This window comes from Nannocystis pusilla (assembly GCF_026626665.1).
Lineage (GTDB): Bacteria > Myxococcota_A > Polyangia > Nannocystales > Nannocystaceae > Nannocystis > Nannocystis pusilla.
Genome location: NZ_JAPNKE010000002.1, coordinates 7351477 through 7372801, shown reverse-complemented (window position 1 = coordinate 7372801; position 21325 = coordinate 7351477). Strand labels below are relative to the sequence as shown.

Here is a 21325-nt window from a genome sequence, read left to right as displayed (position 1 = left end):
GCTGCGCCGAGGAGCCCTCGATGCACGAATACAAGCACCTGATCGAGGTCTGCGAGGCCAGCCGCGAGCGTCACGGCGACAAGCTCGCCTATCGCTATTTGCGCGACGGCGGCGAGGCGCAGGCCCTGAGCTTCGCGGGGCTGCGCGACGCGGCGGTGGGGCTGGCGGCGCGGCTGCAGCAGGTCGGTGCGCGCGGCGATCGAGCGCTGATCATCTGCGGGCAGGGCATGGACTACGTGACCGCGCTGTGGGGCTGCATCTACAGCGGCCTCGTCGCGGTGCCGGCGTACGCGCCGCGCAACAGCCATCACGCCGCGCGGCTCGGGACGATCATCGAGAGCGCGCAGGCGCGGGTGGTCCTGCTGTCCAGCAGGCAGCTCCGGGCGGTGCGCAGCATCGACGAGAAGCAGGGGATGTTGGCTTCGCTGCGCTGGATCGTGGTCGCCGATCCGGCGAGCGACGAGGCGACCGCGGGCGCCTGGGCGCCGCCGGCGATCGAGCCCGACGACCTCGCGCTGCTGCAGTACACCTCGGGCTCGGTGAAGGCGCCGCGCGGCGTGATGGTCTCGCACCGCAACATGCTCGCCAATCAGGCGATGATCCGGCGCGCGTTCACCAACGGGCCCGACACGACGGCGGTGCTGTGGCTGCCGCTGTTCCACGACATGGGGCTCGTCAGCCTGATCCAGGGCGTCTACTGCGGCTACTCGTCGCATCTGCTGAGTCCGCTCGAGTTCCTCACCCGGCCGCTGCGCTGGCTCGAGGCGATCACCGAGCTGCGCGGCACGACCACCGCCGCGCCCGACTTCGCCTATCGCCTGTGCGTCGAGAAGATCCGCGACGACCAGCTGGCGCAGCTCGACCTGTCGTCGCTGGTGACCGCGATCGACGGCGCCGAGCCGGTCTCGCCCGCCAACCTCGACGCGTTCGCGCGCCGCTTCGCGGCCTGCGGCTTTCGTCGCGGCGCGTTCTTCCCGTCCTACGGGCTGGCGGAGGCGACCTTGCTGGTGACGGGCCGCCGCCCCGGCGGGGCGCCGCGCATCACGACGCAGATCCTGGGCGAGGCGGGCCGCGAGGTCGCGCGCGTCGCCTGCGGGCTGCCGGTCGAGGGCTGCGAGGTGCGCGTGGTCGACGAGCGCGGAAGGACATGTTCTCCCGGACAGGTCGGAGAGATCTGGGTGCGCGGCGAGCACGTCGCTGCCGGCTACTGGAACGACCCGGTCGCCACGCGCGAGACCTTCGGCGCGGTCACTGCCGAGGGCGAGGTCGGATTCCTGCGCACGGGCGACCTGGGCTACCTCGACGACGACGAGCTGGTGGTGTCGGGGCGGATCAAGGACCTCATCATCGTCCGCGGGGCCAACTACTATCCCAACGACATCGAGGCGACCGCGACCGCCTCGCATCCGCAGTTGGTCCCCAGCGGCGCCGCGGCGTTCGTCGACGCCGACGAGCGGCTGTGCGTGGTCGCGGAGCTGCGCAAGGATGCGAGGCAGCCGCTGGCGATCGAGGCGGCGATCGTGGCCGCGGTGTCCGAGACGTACGGGCTGCAGCTCGAGCGCGTGGTGCTGGTCAAGGAGCGCACGCTGCCCAGGACCTCGAGCGGGAAGATCCAGCGCGGCGAGACCCGGCGCGCGCTGGCGGCCGACGAGCTCCACGTGGTGCATGCGAGCGCCGGCGCGACGGAGCTGCAGCGCTCGCTCGCGGCGGCGGACGAGAACGACGGGCAGGAGATCCTCGGCGGCTTCTTGCTCGGCCTGCTCGCGGAGCAGCTCGGGCAGCCGCTCCACCGCCTGTCACGCCACAAGAGCGTGGCGGCGCTCGGGCTCGACTCGCTGGCGCTGGTCCAGCTGAAGGACCGCATCGAAGCCGAGCTGCCGATCGAGCTGCCGGCAGAGCTGCTGTTCGCGGAGACGACGATAGCGACGCTCGCCTCCGAGATTTTTAAACAGATGTCGCGGGGCGAGGAGCGGCTTGCGGCGGGGTCCTCGGCGCCGAGCTCGGGGCGGTTCGCGGCGACGACTTCGCAGACGATCTTGTGGGCGATCCAGCAGCGCGAGCGGGACGCCACGGCTTACAACGAGGGGCTGCTGGCGCGCGTCGAGGGGCCGATCGATCTGGCGGCGCTGCGCGCGAGCCTCGAGGTCCTGACGCGGCGTCATCCGGCGCTGCGCACCACCTTTGAAGAGTGCGACGGGCAGCTCTGGCAGCGCGTGGCGCCCTCGTCCGCGAGCGAGCTGCAGGTCGAGTCGGCCGCGTCGACGGAGCAGGCGCTGGCGGTCGGGCGCGCCGTGCTCGACGCGCCGTTCGAGCTGGAGCGCGAGGCCTGGCGCTGGCGCGTGATTCATGGCCTAAAGGCCAGCTATCTGGCCTTCGCCGTCCATCACATCGTGTTCGACATGTGGTCGTTCGGGGTGTTCCTCGCGGAGCTCGGGGCGGTTTACGGGGCGTGCGTGGCGGACCAGCCGTTGCCGTTGCCGGCGGTCGAGCAGGGGGCGGCGTGGCTCGAGCGGGCGCGCAGCCAGGATGAACATGGGGCGTCGGCCGCGGGCCAGCGCGACCTGAGCTACTGGCGCGAGGCGCTCGCAGGGGCGCCGCCGACGTCGCGGTTTCCATCCGCGATCGCATCACCGACCCGGAGGGCTCGGCGTCATCGCTTCGTGGTGCCGAAGCACTCGCTGGCGGCGCTGCAGCGGTTCGCTCGCGCGGAGGAGCTCACCCTGTTCCAGGTGCTGCTGGGCGGGTTCTTCCTGCTGCTGAGCAAGTACACCGGGCAGGACGACCTGGTGATCGGCACGCCGCTGCTCGGCCGCGTCCACGGGGACTCGCTGCGCGACCTCGGCTACTTCGTCAACCTCGCGCCGGTGCGCGTGCAGGGCATCGACCAGACGGACGTCCGTGGGTTGCTGCGGCAGACGAAGCGTAGCCTCGAGGGATGTCAGCGTCACCAGGCGATCCCGTTCGCGCGGCTGGTCGAGGCGCTGGGCGGGGGCGCGAGCTGGGTGCAGACCTCGTTCTCGCTGCTGTCGTCGCAGCTCGCCGGTCGCGGCGAGCTCGCGCCGTTCGTCCTCGGCACGGCAGGAGGTCGGCTGCGGCTCGGGCCCGCGACGCTGCATTCGTGCTCGCACGAGCGGCCGGACGCGCAGTTCGATCTGTCTTGCACGCTCATGGAGCGCGACGGGGAGCTGCACGGCCACGTCGATGTCCGAGCGGAGCTTTATGAGGCGGACATGGTCGAGCGCCTCGTCGCCAATTACGTCGCGCTGCTCGAGCGGATGGTCCAGTCGGCCGATAGCGAGACGCGCTCGATGTCCGCGGTCGGCGATCAGGAGCGCGCGCTGCTCCGCAAGCACTTGCGGCGCGAGGCGAAGCCGTCGTCGAACATGAGCGTGGTCGAGTGGTTTCGTACCGCGGTGAATCGATATGGCGAGCGCGTCGCGCTGGCGGGGCCGGGCGTGACCCTCACCTATGCCGAGCTCGAGCGCGCGACCGACAGCGCCGCGCGGGGGCTCGTCGAGCGCGGCCTGCGGCGCGGAGAATTCGTCGCGCTGGCCTTCGCCGACCGCACGCGCCAGACGATCGCCGCGGTCGCGGTGCTCAAGGCGGCGGGCGTGTTCGTACCCCTCGATCTCGGTCACCCCGACGATCGCCTGCGCCATTGCGTGCGCGACTCCGGGGCGACGTGGATCCTCGCCGACGAGGCGTCGGCGGGGCGCATGGCGGCGAGCGGCGCAGTGGTGTTGACGCTGGATCACTTGCTCGCGAGCACGAGCACCGTCGGATTGCCGGTGCCCGCGAGCGACGACCTCGCCTATTGCATCTACACCAGCGGCTCCACCGGCGCGCCGAAGGGCGTGGTCGTGCCGCATCGCGGGCTGCTGAACCTCGTCGAGTGGCACGTGGCGAGCTTCGCCGTCGACGCCTCGGCCCGCGCGTCGCTCCTCGCCGGGCCGGCCTTCGACGTCGCGGTGTGGGAGGTCTGGCCGTATCTGTGCACCGGCGGCGCGTTGCTCGAGCCGCCCGAGGCGATCAAGGCGGCGGCGCCCGAGCTGGCGCGGTGGATCCGCGAGCAAGGCCTGACGCACAGCTTCGTGCCGACCGCGCTGGTCGAGATGATGCTCGAGGATCTCGCGCTCGACCTCGGCGCGCTGCGCTGGCTGTTCACCGCCGGCGATCGCCTGCGCGTGCGGCCGCGGCCCGGTCACTCGTTCCAGTGCATCAACGCGTACGGGCCGACCGAGAACTCGGTGATCACCACCGCCGGTCGCGTCGAGCCCGACTCTGACGGCCTGCCCGACATCGGCGAGCCCATCGCCGGCCAGGAGCTTTATATTCTCGATCGCCACGGCAACGAGGCGCCGATCGGGGTGCTCGGCGAGCTGCACATCAGCGGCGTGGGGCTGGCGCGCGAGTACCACCATCAACCGGTGCGCACCGCGGAGCGCTTCGTGCCCGATCCGTTCGTGCCGGGCGGACGCATGTACGCGAGCGGCGACGTGGTGCGTCTCGACGGCGCGGGCCGCATTCACTTCGTGGCGCGCAACGACGATCAGGTGAAGATCCGCGGCCATCGGGTCGAGCTCGGCGAGATCGAGGCGGTCCTGCTGCGTCACCCGCAGATCTCTCAATGCAAGGTGACGCTGCAGTCGTCGCCGGCGATAGGTCCCTGGATCGCGGCGTACGTGAGCGGCGGAGGGCCCGAGCTCGAGGCGGACCTGCGGGCGTGGCTGCACGAGCGGCTGCCCGGCTACATGGTGCCGGGGGCGTTTCGCTGGCTCGATGCGCTGCCGGTCGACGCCAACGGCAAGATCGATCGCAAGCAGCTGCCGCCGATCGCCGAACCGAGCATCGAGCGGCCGGCGCCGACGCCGTTCCGCGGGCCGCTCGAGCGAGAGGTCGCGCTGCTGTTCGCCGAGCTGACCGGCGCGGCGGACGTCGGCCGCGACGACGACTTCTTCGCGCTCGGCGGCCACTCGCTGCTGGCGGGTCGACTGGTCCAGCGGGTGCGCGAGCGCCTGGGGCTCCGCATGACCATCGCCGACATTTTTAATAGTGCCCAGGTCCATGCGCTCGCGGCCTTGCTGTCGGCGCGTGGCGAGGCGGTGGTGCTCGAGGGGTTCGGGCCCGATTTACAAAAAGTGCCGCTGAGCCCGGCGCAGCGGCGGCTGTGGTTCCTGCAGCGGCTGAACCCGCGCTCGACCGACTACAACATGAGCGGCGTCGTCCGCGTCTGCGGCGAGCTCGATCTCGCGGCGCTCGAGGCGGCCTTCACTCGAGTGATTGCCAGGCACGGCTCGCTGCGGACGCGCTTCCCCGAGCACGAGGGCGAGCCGTATCAGGAGGTGCTGCCGCACGGGACCGTCTCGCTCGCGCGCACACGCCTCGACCTGCGCGAGGGGGAGGACCGCGACGCGGCCGTGGAGCGCACTCTGCGAGCGTGGGAGGCCGAGCCCTTCGCGCTCGCCGAGGGGCCCTTGCTGCGGGCCCGCTTCCTCGCGCTCGCGCCCGGCGAGGGCCTGCTGTTCCTCAGCGTGCATCACATCGTCGCCGACGGGCGCTCGCTGCAGATCTTGCTCGCCGAGCTGGCCGCGTTGTACCGCGGCGCGAGGGCGGGGCAGGAGCTCGACGAGCTCGCACCGGTCGCGCAATACGTCGACCACGCGCTGGCGAGTTTCAACGAGGAGGCGCGAGCGCGTCAGGCGAGCGCACGTGCATATTGGCAGCAGCACCTGACTTCGCTGCCGCCGAAGTTGTCCGTGCCGTCGCTGCCGCCCACGGGTGACGAGCGCGGCGGCGGCGAGCTGCGAAGGCCGCTGCCGCTCGCGCTGGTCGATCAGGTGCGCAGCCGCGCGATGGCGTGGAAGACCACCGAGTTCTCGATCTACCTGGCGACCCTCGCGCTGCTGCTCGGCGAGATCAGCGGCGAGCCGCGGCTCTTGCTCGGCATCGCTTACGAGAATCGCGACCGGGCCGAGCTGCAGGGCGCGGTGGGCTTCTTCGTCAACGTCCTGCCGATCCTCGCCGAGATGGCGCCGACCGAGGGCTTCGACGCGTTGCTCGCTCGCGTGCGGCGTCACTTGACGCAGGCGATGGCGCACAGCGACGCGAGCTACGAGGACATCGTGCAGGTGGCTCGCTCGCGCGGCGAGGGTGCCGACTCGGAGCTCGTCCAGGTGATGTTCGACTTCGAACAGTTCACCCCGGAGCGCCTCGAGCTCGACGACGTCGACGCGGTCGTCGTTGCGCGCCCCGACAGCACTGCCAAGTTCGATCTCACCTTTCGTTGCCGGATCGGCGGCAGCGAGCCGACGATCGCCTGCAACTATCGCCGGCAGACTTACGGCCGCGCCGTGATCGAGGGTTTGCTCGCGGCCTACGTCGTACTGCTGCGCCAGGTCCTCGGCGACCCCGCGGTCCCGCTCGCGGCGCTGCGTCTCGTCGACGACGCCACCGCGGCCGAGCTCCTTCGCCGGGGCGCGGGCCCCGAGCGCGCGCTCCCGGGCGGCTCGCTCGTCGAGCGCTTCGAGGCCGGCGTGCGCGCGCACCCCGAGCGCCTCGCTCTGGTCGCGGACGGCGAGCGGCTGAGCTATCGGGTCCTCGACGCGAGCGCCAATCGTCTGGCGCGGGCGCTCCGCGAGGCCGGCGTGAAGGCGGGCGACGTTGCGGCGATCTGTCTGCCGCCGGGCCCGCGCTTCGTGATCTCGGCGCTGGCGATCCTCAAGCTCGGCGCTGCCTATGCGCCGATCGATCCGCGCTACCCGGATGAGCGCAGGGCGGCGATCGTCGCCGACTGCCGCGCGCCGATCGTCATCGGCGAGGACGCGTGGTCCGACCTCGCGGCTCGCATGCCGGCCTGCTCCGACGCCCCGCTGGGCGTCCGCACCGACGCCGAGGCGCCCGTCTACGTCGTCTACACTTCGGGCACCACCGGCGCGCCGAAGGGCGTCGTGATCCCGCAGCGAGGCCTCGTCAACCTGTGCCAGTGGCACGCGCGCGCCTACGGCCTCGATCGCGGCGAATTCATCCGCGCCGCTCAGACCGCGGGCATCGGCTTCGACGCCGCGGTGTGGGAGCTCTGGCCGTACTTGCTGACCGGCGCGGGCGTGTGGTTCGCGCCCGCGGCGGCGCGCACCGACTCGCGGGCGCTGGCGCGGTGGTTGACGGAGGCACGAGTGACGCACGCGTTCGTGGCCACGCCGCTGGCGCACGAGCTGCTCGGCGACGGCTGGCTCGGCTCGAACGACCTCGAGGTCCTCCTCACCGGCGGCGAGCGACTCACGAGTCGGTCGCTCGCGGGCGCGAGGTACCGACTCGTCAATCACTACGGGCCCTCGGAGAACACCGTGGTCGCGACCGCCGGCGCAGTCGCTGCGAGCGGGACACGCTCGCCGGCGATCGGTCGGCCGATCGACAACGTCCACGCGCGGGTGCTCGGCCGCGACGGTCAGCTGCTGCCGCCGGGGATCGTCGGCGAGCTCTACCTCGGCGGGGCGTCGCTGTTCCTCGGGTATCGCAACGATTCGGAGGCGACGCTGCGGATCGCCGACCCGTTCGCGCCCGGCGAATGGTTGTATCGCACCGGCGATCGCGTGGCCTGGAACGACGCCGACGAGCTCGAGTTCGTCGGTCGCGCCGACGAGCAGCTCAAGATCCGCGGCTTCCGCATCGAGCCGGGCGAGATCGTCGCGCGGCTGAGCGCGCATCCGAAGGTGCAGAGCGCGGTGGTGCGACCCGTCGAGCATCCGGCGACGGGGCTGCACCTGGCCGCCTACGTCGTCGCCCGGTCCGGCGCGACGATCGACGTCGCCGAGCTGCGCGACGCCCTGACCCGAGCGCTGCCCGGCTTCATGGTGCCGACTTACTTCCTCGTGCTCGAAGGTCTCCCGCTGACGAGCAACGGCAAGGTCGACGTCGAGCGCCTGCCGCTGCCGAGCTGGGACGCGGGACCGGCGGAGCGCCCGCTCGTCACTGCGACCGAGCGAGCGCTCGCCGCGATCTGGTCGCAGCTCCTCGGCGCTGCGGTGGAGGACGCGAGCGCCAACTTCTTCGCCCTGGGAGGTCACTCGCTGCTGGCGGCCCGGGCGGCAGCGGCGATCGAGGCCGAGCTCGGGCGCGAGTGCCCGCTGCAGACGTTCTTCGCGGCGGCGACGCTGGCCGACCTGGCGGCGGCGATCGACGCGGAGGCGGCGTACTTGCCGATCTCGCGCGTGACGCCTGGCGAGCGAATCCCGCTCTCGCCGCTGCAGCGGCGGTTGTGGCTGATCCAGCAGTTCGAGCCCGAGAGCGTCGCGTACAACGTCGTCGGGGCGCTCGAGCTCACTGGCGCGATCGACTTGCCTGCACTGCGGCGGGCCGTCGCCCAACTGCTCGGGCGGCACGGCGCGCTGCGCACTCGCATCGAGGTGATCGACGGCGAGCCCTGTCAGCGGGTGATGGACGCGGACGAGGCCTTCGTCGCGCGCGTGTGGAGCTGGGACGACCTCCGTGGGGCGACGCGCGCGGAGCAGGACGCTCGCCTCGCGGACACGATCGCCGCGCTGGCGCGCGAGCGCTTCGACCTGCAGCGCGGCCCGCTGCTGCGACTCGGCGGCCTCGCGCTCGCCGAGGACCGGGCAGTGCTGACGGTGGCGGTGCATCACATCGTCGTCGACGAGTGGTCGATGGCGGTGCTGCAGCGCGACCTGCTCGTGCTCTATCACGCGTCGCGGCGCGTGCAGGCCCCCGAGTTGCGCGAGCCGTCCGTCGACTACGCGGATTACAGCGCATGGGCGGTTCAGCGGCTGCGCTCACGCGAACGCGCGCTGCTGGCATTCTGGACCGAGTATTTGCGCGATCGGCCGGCGCCCGCCTCGCTGCCGCGCAACGCCCGACCGGGGGCCCTGCGCGGGGCGGGCCAGACGCGATCGCTCGCGCTCGGCGAGGCGCTGACCGCTCGCGTGCGTGCCCGGGCCCGCGACGAGGGCCTGTCGCTTCTTACGATTCTGTTCGCCGCGCACGTCGCCTGGCTGTATCAGCTGACGCGGGCCACCGACCTGATCGTCGGTACGCCCATGCATCAAAGAGGACGGCCCGAGCTCGAGGATGTCGTCGGCTTCTTCGTCAACACCTTGCCGGTCCGCGTCCGCTTCAACCGCGCCTCGAGCTTCCGCGAGCTGCTCGTGCAGGTGCGGGACAACCTCGCCGCCGTTCATCGCCACCACGAGCTGCCCTTCGAGCGGATCGCCGAGCGGACCGCCGCCGGCGACGAGACCCTGTACCGCACCATGTTCGATCTGCGGCAGGCTCCGGCCTTCGCGGCCGAGCGCGGCGACCTCACCATCAAAACCCTCGCCCAGCACGTCGACGCGCCGATGGCCGATCTCGCAGTGACCCTCGCCGAGGGCGATGACGGGCTCGTGTGGTCTTGCACCTTCCGAACCGAGCTGTTCGACAGCGAGGCGATCGCGGGATGGGGGCAGGGCTTCCGTGCGCTGCTCGAAGTCGCGGTCGCCGACATGGAGCGGCCCATGCACGGCTTGCCCTTCGCGCCGCCGCAGCGGCCGGCCGTGGCGACTGCGCCGCGGGCCGCGGGTCGCAAGCGCGGTGCGGAGACCGTGCTCGCCCAGTTCGCCCTGCAGGTCGCGATGCAGCCCTCGGAGCTCGCGCTGGCCTCGGTCGAGGAGCGCTTCAGCTACCTCGAGCTCGACCACGCCACCAACCAGCTCGCCCATTACTTGCTGACGCAAGGTGTCCGCCCCGGCGATCCGGTCGGCGTGGAGGCGCGGCACGACGTCAGCATCATCCTGGCGATTCTCGCCGTATTAAAGCTCGGCGCGCTCTATGTGCCGATCGATCTCGAGCTGCCCGAAGGGCGCCTGCGAGGCGTGCTCGCCGACGCTGGTTGCCGGCACCTCCTCGCCGTCTCGATCGCCGAGCTGGAGGGCTTCGCCGGTGCCGTCGTCAGCGTGCGGCGTGAGCACTGGCAAGACTTCCCGCGCCACGCGGTCGGCGTGCCGGTGCACCCCGACGACCCAGTCTTCCTCGCTTACACCTCGGGCACCACCGGCGCGCCGAAGTCGTCGATCCTCAGCCATCGCGGCGTCGGCAATTACATCAAGACGGTGCGCGAGCGGTTCGACGTCGGCCCCGACGATTGTTTCTTGCTGTTCGCGCCGCTGACCTTCGACGCCTCGCTCGAGGAGATCTTCGTGCCGCTGTGCGCGGGCGCCTCGCTGCACATCGGGCCGCGAGGCGTCCGCGACTCGGTGGCTGCGCTGGTCGAGCTGTGCGAGCGGCTCGAGGTCAGCGTGCTCGTGCTGCCCACCGCCTACTGGCGCCTGGTGGCCGAGCACGTCGAGGCCGTCGGCAGCGCGGCCCTGCCGAGCGTGCGCATGATCAGCCTCGGCGGCGAGACAGCGCCGCTGGCGACGGTCGCCCGGTGGGTCGACACCGTCGGCGACCGCATCGCCTTGTATAACATCTACGGCCCGAGCGAGTGCTCGATCGGCTGCATCGTCGATCCGCTGACGGGCGCGGACGCCCCCGTGGCGAAGGACTACGTCCCGCTGCGGCACCCGGTCACCGGCGTCGAGCTGCACGTCCTCGACGACAACCTCGATCTCGTCCCGCCCGGCGTCGACGGCGAGGTCTACGTCGGCGGCCCCGGCCTCGCGCACGGCTATCACCGGCGCCCCGCTGCGACCGCCGAGGCCTTCGTGCCCAACCCCTTCGGCCCGCCCGGCAGCCGCCTCTACCGCACCGGCGACCGCGTGCGGATCGATCCGGACGGCGCGCTGCAGTTCCTCGGCCGCGCCGATTTCCAGGTCAAGATCGACGGCGTGCGCGTCGAGCCCGGCGAGGTCGAGGCGCTGCTCGAGCGGCACGAGGCCGTGGCCCGGGCCGTGGTCCTGGCGCGCAACGTCGGCACTCCCGACAACCACCTCGTCGCCTACGTCACTCTGGCCGAGACGGGCGAGCGTGTGACCGCGGCGCAGCTGCTCGCCGACCTGCGGACCCGGCTGCCGGCGTACATGGTGCCGGCGACCCTCGACATCGTCGCCGAGTTCCCGCTGACGACCCATCAGAAGATCGATCGCGCCGCGCTGAGCGAGCGGGCGCCGACGCCTCGCGCGGTGATACCGGCCGCGAGCGCGAGCGAGACGCTCCTGCTGGCCATCTGGCGCGAGCTGCTGCCGCGCGCCAGCTTCGGGGTCACCGACGAATTCTTCTCGCTCGGGGCCGGTTCGTTGCTGGTGATCCAGCTGATCACGCGGATCGAGCTGCACACCGGCGTGCGCCTGACGGTGCGGCAGATCTTCGAGCACCCGACCGTCCGCGCGCTCGCGCAGCTCGTCGATGCGCAGGGACGCCACTCAGCGACGGCCGAGATCACACGCATCGACGCCACCGAGGTCGCGCTGTCGGGGGCGCAGCAGCGGATCTGGTACCTGCAGCAGGTCGAGGCCGGGAGCACCGCCTATCACGTGCCGAACTGCCTGCGGCTCGCCGGCCCGCTGCGCCGCGACGCGCTGCTGGCCGCGATCGCCGCGACGATCCGCGACCATGAGTCGCTGCGCACCGTGTTCGTGGTCCGCGGCGACGCGCCGGTGCAGGTCGTGCTGCCCGCCGTCGAGGCCACGCTCGTCGACCACGACCTCGGCGACCTCGATCCCGGCGAAGCCTCGACGCGCGCCGCGGCGCTGGCCCTCGAGTTGCTCGAGCGGCCCTTCGAGCTCGCTCGGGGCCCCCTGTGCCGCTTCCACCTGATCCGCCTCGCCCCCGAGCTGCACGTCCTCGTCTCGATCTTCCATCACATCATCATCGACGGTTGGTCGGTGCGGGTGTGGAACGAACAGCTCGCGCGGGCCTACAACCGCTGCGTGCGCGGCGAGGGCGACGAGCCTCGCGCACCCGTGCGCCCGCTGCAGTACCGCGACTTCTCCGAGTGGCAGCGCCGGCTGCTCGACGACGGCGAGCGCGAACGACAGCTGGCCTACTGGCGCACCGCGCTCGGCGGCGTCCTGCCGTCGCTCGAGCTGCCGACCGACTTCGTGCGGCCGTCGCAGCCGAGCGGCCGCGGCGACGTCCGGACGTTCCGCATCGACGGCGAGCTCGTCGGGAGATTGCAGACCCTCGCGCAGGAGCGCCAGGTCTCGCTGTTCATGGTCCTGCTGGGCGCCTACTTCTCGCTGCTGTTCCGTTACTCGCGGCAGTCGGACCTGCTCGTCGGCATCCCCGCGCATGGCCGCGACCGACCCGAGCTCGAGCGCGTGATCGGCTTCTTCGTCGACACTCTCGTGCTGCGCTGCCGGATCGACGGCGCCGCGGCCTTCGGCGAGCTGCTGCGGCAGGTCCGCGACGTCTACCTCGACGCCGCCGAGCACCAGGACGTCCCGCTCGAGGAGATCGCGGCCCAGGTCAACGCCCCGCACATCGACGGGCGCCGGGCTGTCTTTCAGACCATGTTCTCGTTCCACGAGGGCGAGGGCACCGGCGCCGAGGGGCTCGATGGGCTCGACGTCCGCGACTTCGAGTTCCCCCACCGCAGCGCCAAGTTCGACCTCTACCTGGCGACCTGGACGCGCGACGACGGCCTCGTCGGCGCCATCGAGTTCCGCACCGATCTGTTCGCCGGCGCCACCATCGAGCGGATGATCGGCCACTTCCAGCGGTTGCTGCGCGACATCGTCGATGCTCCCGGCACGCCGGTCGCGCAGCTGCAGCTGCTGGGCGAGGCGGAGTACGACGCGCTCGTGCGCCGGCACAACGGCCCGGCGATGCCGCTGCCGCTTGACGGCCTGGCCCACCGCCTGATCGAGCAGCAGGCCGCCGCGAACCCCGAGCGGATCGCGGTGACCTGCGGGCGCGAGGCCCTGACGTACGCCCAGCTCGACCGGCGGGCCGACCTCGTCGCCCGCGAGCTGCTCGCTCGCGGCGCGCGGCCCGAGGAGCGCGTGGTGCTCCTGCTGGAGCGCGACGCCTCCTACCTGGTAGCGATGCTCGCGTGCCTCAAGGCCGGCGCTGCCTTCGTGCCGATGGACCCGGACTATCCGCGCGACAAGCGGGCGGCGATGGTGCGTCAGGCCTCCGCGCGCTTCGTCCTGTCCACGCCGCGTCACGCCGAGCGCATCGCCGAGATGGGGCCGGAGCTCATCGCCGTCGATCTGCCGCAGGGCGACGTCGACGACGACCCACGCACACGCGACCTCGCGGTGACCATCTCCGGCTCCTCGCTCGCCTACGTCATCTACACCTCCGGCTCCACCGGCGAGCCGAAGGGCGTGATGATCGAGCATCGGGGCATGCTCAACCACCTGCTGAACAAGGTGCGTGGGCTCGCGCTGACTGCAGACGACGTCGTCGCCGAGATGGCCGCGACCACCTTCGACGTGTCGATCTGGCAGTACCTCGCCGCGCTGCTGGTCGGCGGGCGCACGGCGGTCATCGAGGGCGACGCGGCCTGGTTGCCGCGCGAGCTGCTCGCCGAGCTGGAGCGCGAGCAGGTCACCGTGTTCGAGTCGGTGCCGTCGCACATGCACGTGATCCTCGACGAGCTCGAGTCGCGTCCGGACGCGCGGCCGCTGCCGCGGCTGCGCACGTACATCAGCAACGCCGAGGCGCTGACGCCCGAGCAGTGCCGGCGGTGGTTCCGGCGCCTGCCGCACGTGACGCTCATCAACACTTACGGCGCCACCGAGTGCTCCGACGACACCAGTCACTTGATCATCGACGGCCCGTCGATCGGCGCGCTGCCGTACATGCCGATCCACGGCACCCTGGCGAACCTCACCACCTACGTCCTCGACGAGTGGATGCAGCCGACGCCGATGGGTGTGCCCGGCGACATTTACATCGGCGGCGTCGGCGTCGGCCGCGGGTACATCGGAGATCCGCAGCGCACCGCCCAGGCCTTCCGCCCCGATCCGTTCGCAACCGAGCCGGGCCGGCGGTTCTACCGGACCGGCGACCTCGGTCGCTTCCACCCCGGCGGCATCCTCGAGTTCCTCGGCCGCGCCGACTTCCAGGTCAAGATCCGCGGCCGCCGCGTCGAGCTCGGCGAGATCGAGGCCGCCCTGGCCGCGCATGACGGCCTGCGCGAGGTGCTGGTCTCGGCCGCGCGGTCGCAGCAGGGCAACCTCTACCTCCTCGCCTACGTGGTACCGGCGCGCCACCCCGCGCCGACGGCCCAGGAGCTCAAGTCGTTCGTGCGGGCGCGCCTCGTCGAGCACATGGTCCCCGCGGCCTTCGTGTTCATGGACGAGTTCCCGCTCAACGACAACGGCAAGGTCGATCGCAAGCGGCTGCCGACGTTGACCGACGCCGAGCTGTTCCACCGCCACGAGTACACGCCGCCAGCCACCGACACCGAGCGCGAGCTCGTCGCGCTGTGGGCCGGCCTGCTCGGCGTCGACGCGCTCGGCGTCCTCGACAGCTTCTTCGAATTGGGCGGCCACTCGCTGCTCGTCGCGGAGCTGATGATCGCGGTGCGCAACCGCTACGGCGTCGAGCTGTCGTTCCGCCAGTTCTTCGCCGGCCCGAGCGTGCGCGAGCTGGCCGCCCTGATCGATCGTAGCGAGACATTGCCCGCCGCGCTGACGCCGGCGCTGCGCCGCTACCCGCCGCAGCCGCGCTACGAGCTCGCGCCGTGCCAGGTCCCTGAGTGGTACGCCTATCAGTTCGACCCGTCGAGCCCGGTCTACAACATCTGCGTCGGCGACCTGTTCCTGCGCGGCAAGCTCGACAAGCCGGCCTTCCTGCGCGCGTGGCAGCAGATCTTGGAGCGACACGACGTGCTGCACGTGCGCTTCGGCTACCGCGACGGGAGGCCGTTCCAGACCGTCGACCGGCGGATCGAGCTGCGCGCGGAGGAGGTGTTCTGGTCGCGCGAGAACCTCTTGAGCGACGACGAGGTGATGACCGAGGCCAACCGCCTGACCGGCGCGCTGGGCGTGGCGCCGTTCGAGTTCGAACGCGGCCCGCTGTTCCGCCTCCACCTCGTCTCGTACGGCGGCGACCGGCACCAGCTGATCTTCGTCGTCCATCACATCATCTGGGACGAGACCTCGCTCATCAACCTCACGCGCGAGCTGAAGGAGTTTTACAACGCCGAGCTCGAGGGGCGCGCGCCCGAGGTCCCCGCGCTGCAGGCGAGCTACTTCGACTACGTGCAATGGATGCACGAGTCGCTGGCCAGCGGCGTCTTCGAGGCCTCGCGGCGGTACTGGCTGGAGATGTACCGGACCTTGCCGCCGCTGCTGGATCTGCCGACCGATTATCCGCGCCCCGAGCTGCAGTCCTACCGCGGCGACGCGATCGAGACCTGGCTGCCGCGCCGCGTCGTCCGCAAGGTCGAGGCGTTCCTCAAGGGCAACGACGCGACCTTGTTCATGCTCAAGCTCGCGGTCATCGATCACTACCTCCACTTGCTCACGGGGCAGAGCGACTTCGTGATCGGGTGCCCGATCGCCGGGCGCGCCCGGCCGGAGTTCGCGCCGCTGCTCGGCCTGTTCGCCACGCCGATGCCGATCCGCTGCGAGATCGACGCGGGCATGACCTTCCGCGAGCTGCTGCGCCACGTCGCGGGCCGGGCCGTCAACGCCTTCGAGCACTTCCTCTACCCGTCGAACCAGCTCATCGAGCAGCTCAGCCACCAGAAGGACCTGTCGCGGCCCAAGCTGTTCTCGGTGATGTTCGGGGTGCAGAACGACAAGACCGACGTGCTCGGCGGGCTGACGTTCCGCGGCCTCGCGGCCAGCTTCGAGAAGGTCGTCGACACCGAGAACAAGTCCTCGCGCTTCGACCTCAACTTCGTCGTCGACCAGTTCGGCAGCGACATCAAGTTCAGCTGCATCTACAACACCGACCTGTTCCACCGCGAGACCGTCGCGCTCATGCTCGACAACATGACCGCGCTGCTCGAGGCGGTGATCGACGACCCCGACCGCCCGCTGCACGGCTACGGCGACCTGCGCCCCGACCACGCGGACGAGCTCGGCCCGCGCGTGCCCGTCGCCGCGACCACGATGCACGCCGGCTTCGAGCAGCAGGCGGCCCGCACGCCCGAACGCACCGCGGTGATCGCCGGCGACGAGCGCTGCTCCTATCGAGAATTGAACCAGCGCGCCAATCGCCTGGCGCACTACCTCCGCTCGCTGGGGATCGTCCCCGGGCAGACGATCGCGGTCGCCCTGGAGCCGTCGATCGCGCTGATCGAGGCCCTGCTCGCGGTCCTCAAGGCCGGCTGCTGCTACGTCCCGCTGGTCCTCGACCACCCGCAGAAGCGGCTCGAGGCGATCGTGCGCGCCGCCGACGTCCGCGCAGTGCTGACGACGTCGCCGCAGCAGCACCGACTTCTGAATATCGCGGCCGAGACGATCGCCGTCGACAAGCTGGGGGACGTGCTCGCCTGCTTCGTCGCCGACGACCTCGGGCCCGTCGATGCACGAGCGCTGGCCTACGTCCTCTACACCTCGGGCACGACGGGACAGCCGCGCGGGATCCAGATCGAGCACGCCGGCGTGGCGAACATGCTGGCGGCGATGCAGCACCAGTACGCGCTCGGGCCCGAGGATCGCGTGCTGTTCCAGACGTCGATCACCTTCGATGTCTCGGTCCAGGAGATCTTCTGGCCGCTGAGCGTCGGCGCGGCGGTGGTGGTCGCGCCCGGCCATCAGCTCAAGGGAGCGCGCGAGGTGGCGGCGCTGATCGACCGCCACGCGGTGACGCTCGCGCAATTCGTCCCGGTCACGCTCGAGGCGCTGGTGACCGGGCGGCGCAAGGGGACGGTGTCGGCGCTGCCGTCGCTGCGGCAGGTGCTGTGCGGCGGCGCGGCGCTGTCGCGGGCGCTGCTCGCGGCGTTCCGCGCGGCTTTTTCGGCGCGCCTGGCCAATCACTACGGGCCCACCGAGGTCACGGTCGACGCCTCGTGCTTCGACTGCGAGCGACCCTTCGTCGGCGAGGTCGTGCCGATCGGCCGCCCGCTCGCGAACACGCGGATCTTCGTGCTCGATGCCCACGGAGCGCGCGTGCCCCGGGGCGTGATCGGCGAGATCTACGTCGCTTCGCCCGGGCTCGCCCGCGGCTACCTCGGCGACGCCGCCGCGACCGAGGCCGCGTTCGTCGAGCGCGAGATCGACGGAGTGCGCCACCGGCTGTTCCGCACCGGCGACCTCGGCAAGTTCGACCGCGACGGCCTACTTTATTTCAAAAATCGCCGCGATCGGCAGCTCAAGGTGCGAGGCAATCGCGTCGAGGCCGACGAGATCGTGGGCGCCCTCATGGCCCACCCCGACGTCGCAGTGGCTGCGATCCGCTGGTCGGAAAATTCTCGCGAGGGCGAGCGGCTCGTCGCCTACGTCGAGCAAGACCCATCGGTCAACCAGGTGATCACGCCCGGAGGCCCGCGCTTCGCGTTCACGCTCACGCAGCGGCCGGAGCTGCTCGCAGCGGCGGCCGCGTGGCAGCGTCGCCATCAGCCGGCCTTCTTCGCCGGCGAGGCGACCCTCCGGCAGCAGTGGCCGCGCCTGGCGAGCGAATTCCCCGAGCTGCAATTCGTCGTCACCGACGCCGCCGATACCATCGACCTGGTCGGCAGCGCCGTGCCGCTGTGGCTGCCCGAGGCCGACGACGCGCTCACGACTCTCGGCTGGCGTGACGCCCTTTTGACAGGCTTCGCGCGCGAGCGGGGCCCAACACCCTCTACGCCTTCATCGGCGCCGAGGCGCTCGCGGATTCGGCGGGGTGGGCCGTGTTGCTCGAGCGACACCGCGAGCTGGCGCGGGCCCACGGTTTCACGCGGATCGTCTACGCCCACCGCCCGCTCGGCCTGCGCGACGTCTCGCCGGGCGATTGCGCCGAATGGCTGCGCCGGGTCGGCGAGCACCCGGACCCGCAGCTCCGGGCGCAGCGTCAACACGGCGGTCACTTCGTCGGCGTCGTCCACGAATCGTTGCAGGTCGAAGGAACCGGTTGCCAGTGGATCGAGTGGACGGGCGCCGCGGTCACGCGCTCGGGCCCCGTCATCGTGCCCACCGCGCTCCGACCCGTCGACGTCGACCTCGACGCCAATCGCTGGACCTACGCCGAGCCGTGCCTGTTGTTCGTCGAAAAGCTCGCGCCGACGAGCCGGCGCCCGCCGCTCGACCCCGCGAGCGTGCGCAGCTTCTTGCTCGAATCGCTGCCCGCGTACATGGTCCCCGACGCGGTCCACTTCCTGGTGGAGATCCCGCGGACCGACAGCGGCAAGGTCGACGACAAGCGCCTGCCCGACATCGACATCCGCGCCGGGGCCGCGCGCAAGGCGGCCGAGACCACGCTGCAGCGAGAGCTCGCGGAGCTCGTGCAGCAAGTCCTGGGGACCGCGGTCGAGGTCGGCCTGGGCGACGACTTCTTCCTCCTCGGCGGCCAGTCGCTCAAGGCCGTCGAGCTGATCTCCGAGCTCAACCACCGCTACGGCGCCGACGTGAAGCTGCGCGAGTTCTACCGCGAGCCCACGATCGAGCACCTCGAGCGGATGTTGCACCTGCACGCGAAGGGATGAGGGCACCATGTACATCCTCGGTCTGAACGCCGCGTACCACGAATCTGCCGCCTGCCTGGTCAAGGACGGGGTGGTGCGGATCGCCATCGAAGAGGAGCGGCTCAACCGCCGCAAGCACGGCAAGCACTCGACGCCGGACAGCACGAGCGTCCTGCCGTGGCGGGCGATCCGGGCCTGCCTGGCCCACGAGGGCATCGGCCTCGAAGACGTCGCGCACGTCGGCTACTCGTTCAGCCCCGAGGCGCTGCAGGCCGGGGTCGAGGCGTGGCGAAGCAGCGGGGCGCATCAGCACGAATGGGAGCTCGAAGCGACGAGCTACCAGAGCCAGGAGAACGGGCTGAAATTTTGGAGGGCGTGCTGGCCTCGAAGAAGCAGCTCGGCGAGGCCGGCTTTCGCGGCGAGTTCCACTTCCTGTCGCACCACGCGTGCCACGCCGCCAGCGCCTTCCACGTCTCGCCGTTCGAGCGCGCGGCGGTCCTCGTGGTCGACGGGATCGGCGAGTGGGCCAGCAGCTCGCTCTACCACGGCGCGGGCACGCGGCTCGAGAAGGTCCGCGACTTCACCTTCCCCGACTCGCTCGGCTTCGTGTGGGAGAAGCTGTCGCGCTACCTCGGCTTCAGCCGCTACGACGCGTGCAAGGTCATGGGCCTCGCGGCCTACGGCGACCCGGCGCGGACGATCGACGCGTTCTCGCGGATCATGACCGACCGGTCGACCCTCGCGGTCGACCAGGACATGCTGCGCCACGAATCACCGGACTTCTCGCCGCTCGAGCGGCTGTTCGAGCTGCCGCGGCGCAGCGAGCCCGTCGACTTCGGCGTCGACGATTGGCAGGCCTACGCGCACGTGGCCGCGGGGCTGCAGCAGCTGACCGAGGAGGCGCTGTTCGCAGTGCTCGCCAATTTCGACCGCGCGAGCTACCCCAACCTGTGCATGGCCGGGGGCGTGGCCCTCAACTGCGCCGCCAACGGCAAGATCGTGCGCAGCGGGCTGTTCGACGACGTGTTCATCCAGCCGGCCGCGCACGACGCCGGGACCGCGCTCGGAGCGGCGATCCTGATCTGGACCGAGGTCCTCGGCCAGCCGCGCAACTACGTGTTCACCGACGCCTACCTCGGGCCGGAGTACGGCGACGCGGAGATCGAGCGGATCCTGGCCCACACTTCGCTGCCGCATCGCAAGGTCGACGTCACTCGAGAGGTCGCGCGCCTCTTGACCGAGGGGAACATCATCGGCTGGTTTCAGGGGCGGATGGAGTGGGGGCCGCGCGCGCTCGGCAACCGCAGCCTGCTGGCCGATCCGCGCGACAAGGACGTGCGCGAGCGGATGAACGTGCAGGTCAAGCACCGCGAGCGCTACCGGCCGTTCTGCCCGAGCGTCCTCGCCGACAAGGCCGACGCATGGTTCGACGCCGGCGGCGGGGCCGACGCCAACAAGTACATGCTGGCGACCTCGATCGTGCGCCCGGACAAGCGCGAGCGCATCCCGGCGGTGATCCACAAGGACGACACCGTGCGGGCGCAGCTCGTGAGCGGCGCCGACAACCCGCGGTACTACGAGCTCATCGCCGAGTTCGAGCGCAGGACCGGCGTGCCGCTGGTCCTGAACACCTCATTCAACGACTCGGAGCCGATCGTGTGCTCCCCGCAGGACGCGATCAAGACGTTCATGACGACCCGGATCAACTACCTCGCGCTGGGGAGCTACCTGGTGTCGCGGCCGAGCTAGGCCCGCCACTCCGAGCGCAGCAGCGCGAACACCACGTCGTCGACCCATTCGCCCTTCCAGAACAGGCTCTCCCGAAAATGGGCCTCTTGCCGCATACCGACCTTCTTCAGCAGCGCCATCGAGGCCTCGTTGCGCGGGTCGACCGACGCGTACACCCGGTGCTTCTGAAGCGCGGTGAACAGGTGATCGAGCACGGCGATCACCGCCTCGGAGCCCAGGCCCCGGCGCTGGGACGCGGGATCGATGGTGAAGCCGATCTCCGCCTGTTGGCCGTCGTCGCCGATGAAGTGCACGCCGAAGTCGCCGATCAGCGCGCCCGTGTCCGCGGCGCGGATGGCGAGCTGATACCACGAGTCGTGCTGGTTGAAGGGTTTGGTCGCGTTGCGAGCGATGAAGGCCCCGGCGTCTTCGACCGCCGCGGGGCACCAGCCCTGAAAGCGGGTCACCTCCGGATGGGAGCGGTAGGTGAACAGCGCGTGGGCGTCATCCGCGGTCAAATCGTCGAGGCGCAGGCGTTTGGTGAGGATCTCTGGGGGCACGACAACTCCGTGTTCGCCGCCAATGTAGGCCAGGCGCGCGCGGCGTCCAACACAAATTCCGAACAGCGGCGATCGCCGCCGCAGGGGCGCGCGAAACAGCATTCTCGGCGCGGCCCCGCCATCGCGGTTCGGCCGGCGAGCGCGCTCGGCGAGGAAAGACCCGCCCGCGCGCCGCCGCGTCTTCGATCCGCGGGCCGCGCCCGGGGAGCGACAATGGTCTGGTCGTCCCGCGCGCTGGGCGACCGCCCGGGCCCCGGTTCGGGGCGAGGCTGCATTCGTCATGGTCACCGCAATCGCCCGCCCTAGCGCGCCGGTCGGCCATGCATGGCGATTGTCGGCAGGAAGAGCGACGGCGTGCAGCGCCGATTCGCCGGCGGGAGCGTGCGCTTCGCATTGCGCCGCAGGAGCGGGCCCCGCGGCCGTCAGGCGCAGGCGGAGCACGCCTCCGCGCAATCGACGGGGCGCGGCCGTCATCACACGAACGACGAACGCGAGGCCGTGTGTGGCCTTTAACCTTGACCCGACCGATCCAGAGTGGTTA

3 protein-coding genes and 1 pseudogene are annotated in these 21325 nt (G+C 71.0%); 3 read left to right on the top strand and 1 reads right to left on the bottom strand.

Translation table 11 applies throughout. The annotated features are described in order from the left end of the window. The first annotated feature begins 20 nt into the window (after positions 1 to 20). The 3 genes and pseudogenes from OV079_RS32420 (at position 21) to OV079_RS32410 (ending at position 20245) form a co-directional block, all read left to right on the top strand. Positions 21 to 18407: a non-ribosomal peptide synthetase gene (locus OV079_RS32420; protein ID WP_267773043.1), complete on the top strand. Its 18387-nt coding sequence runs from the start codon at positions 21 to 23 to the stop codon at positions 18405 to 18407. Continuing rightward, on the top strand, positions 18317 to 18517 hold the full coding sequence (locus OV079_RS32415) for an acyl carrier protein (protein WP_267773041.1): 201 nt from the start codon (positions 18317 to 18319) through the stop codon (positions 18515 to 18517). The genes OV079_RS32420 and OV079_RS32415 overlap by 91 nt, the downstream gene beginning before the upstream one ends. 7 nt (positions 18518 to 18524) lie before the next feature. Then, positions 18525 to 20245 (top strand): annotated as a pseudogene (locus tag OV079_RS32410) (carbamoyltransferase family protein). Here the strand turns inward: OV079_RS32410 and OV079_RS32405 are convergent. Further along, positions 20242 to 20886 carry a GNAT family N-acetyltransferase gene (locus OV079_RS32405; RefSeq protein WP_267773038.1) on the bottom strand — a complete coding sequence of 215 codons (645 nt, stop codon included), beginning with the start codon at positions 20884 to 20886 and terminating at the stop codon, positions 20242 to 20244. The pseudogene OV079_RS32410 and the gene OV079_RS32405 sit on opposite strands and share 4 nt — an antisense overlap. Between the last annotated feature and the right edge of the window lie 439 nt (positions 20887 to 21325).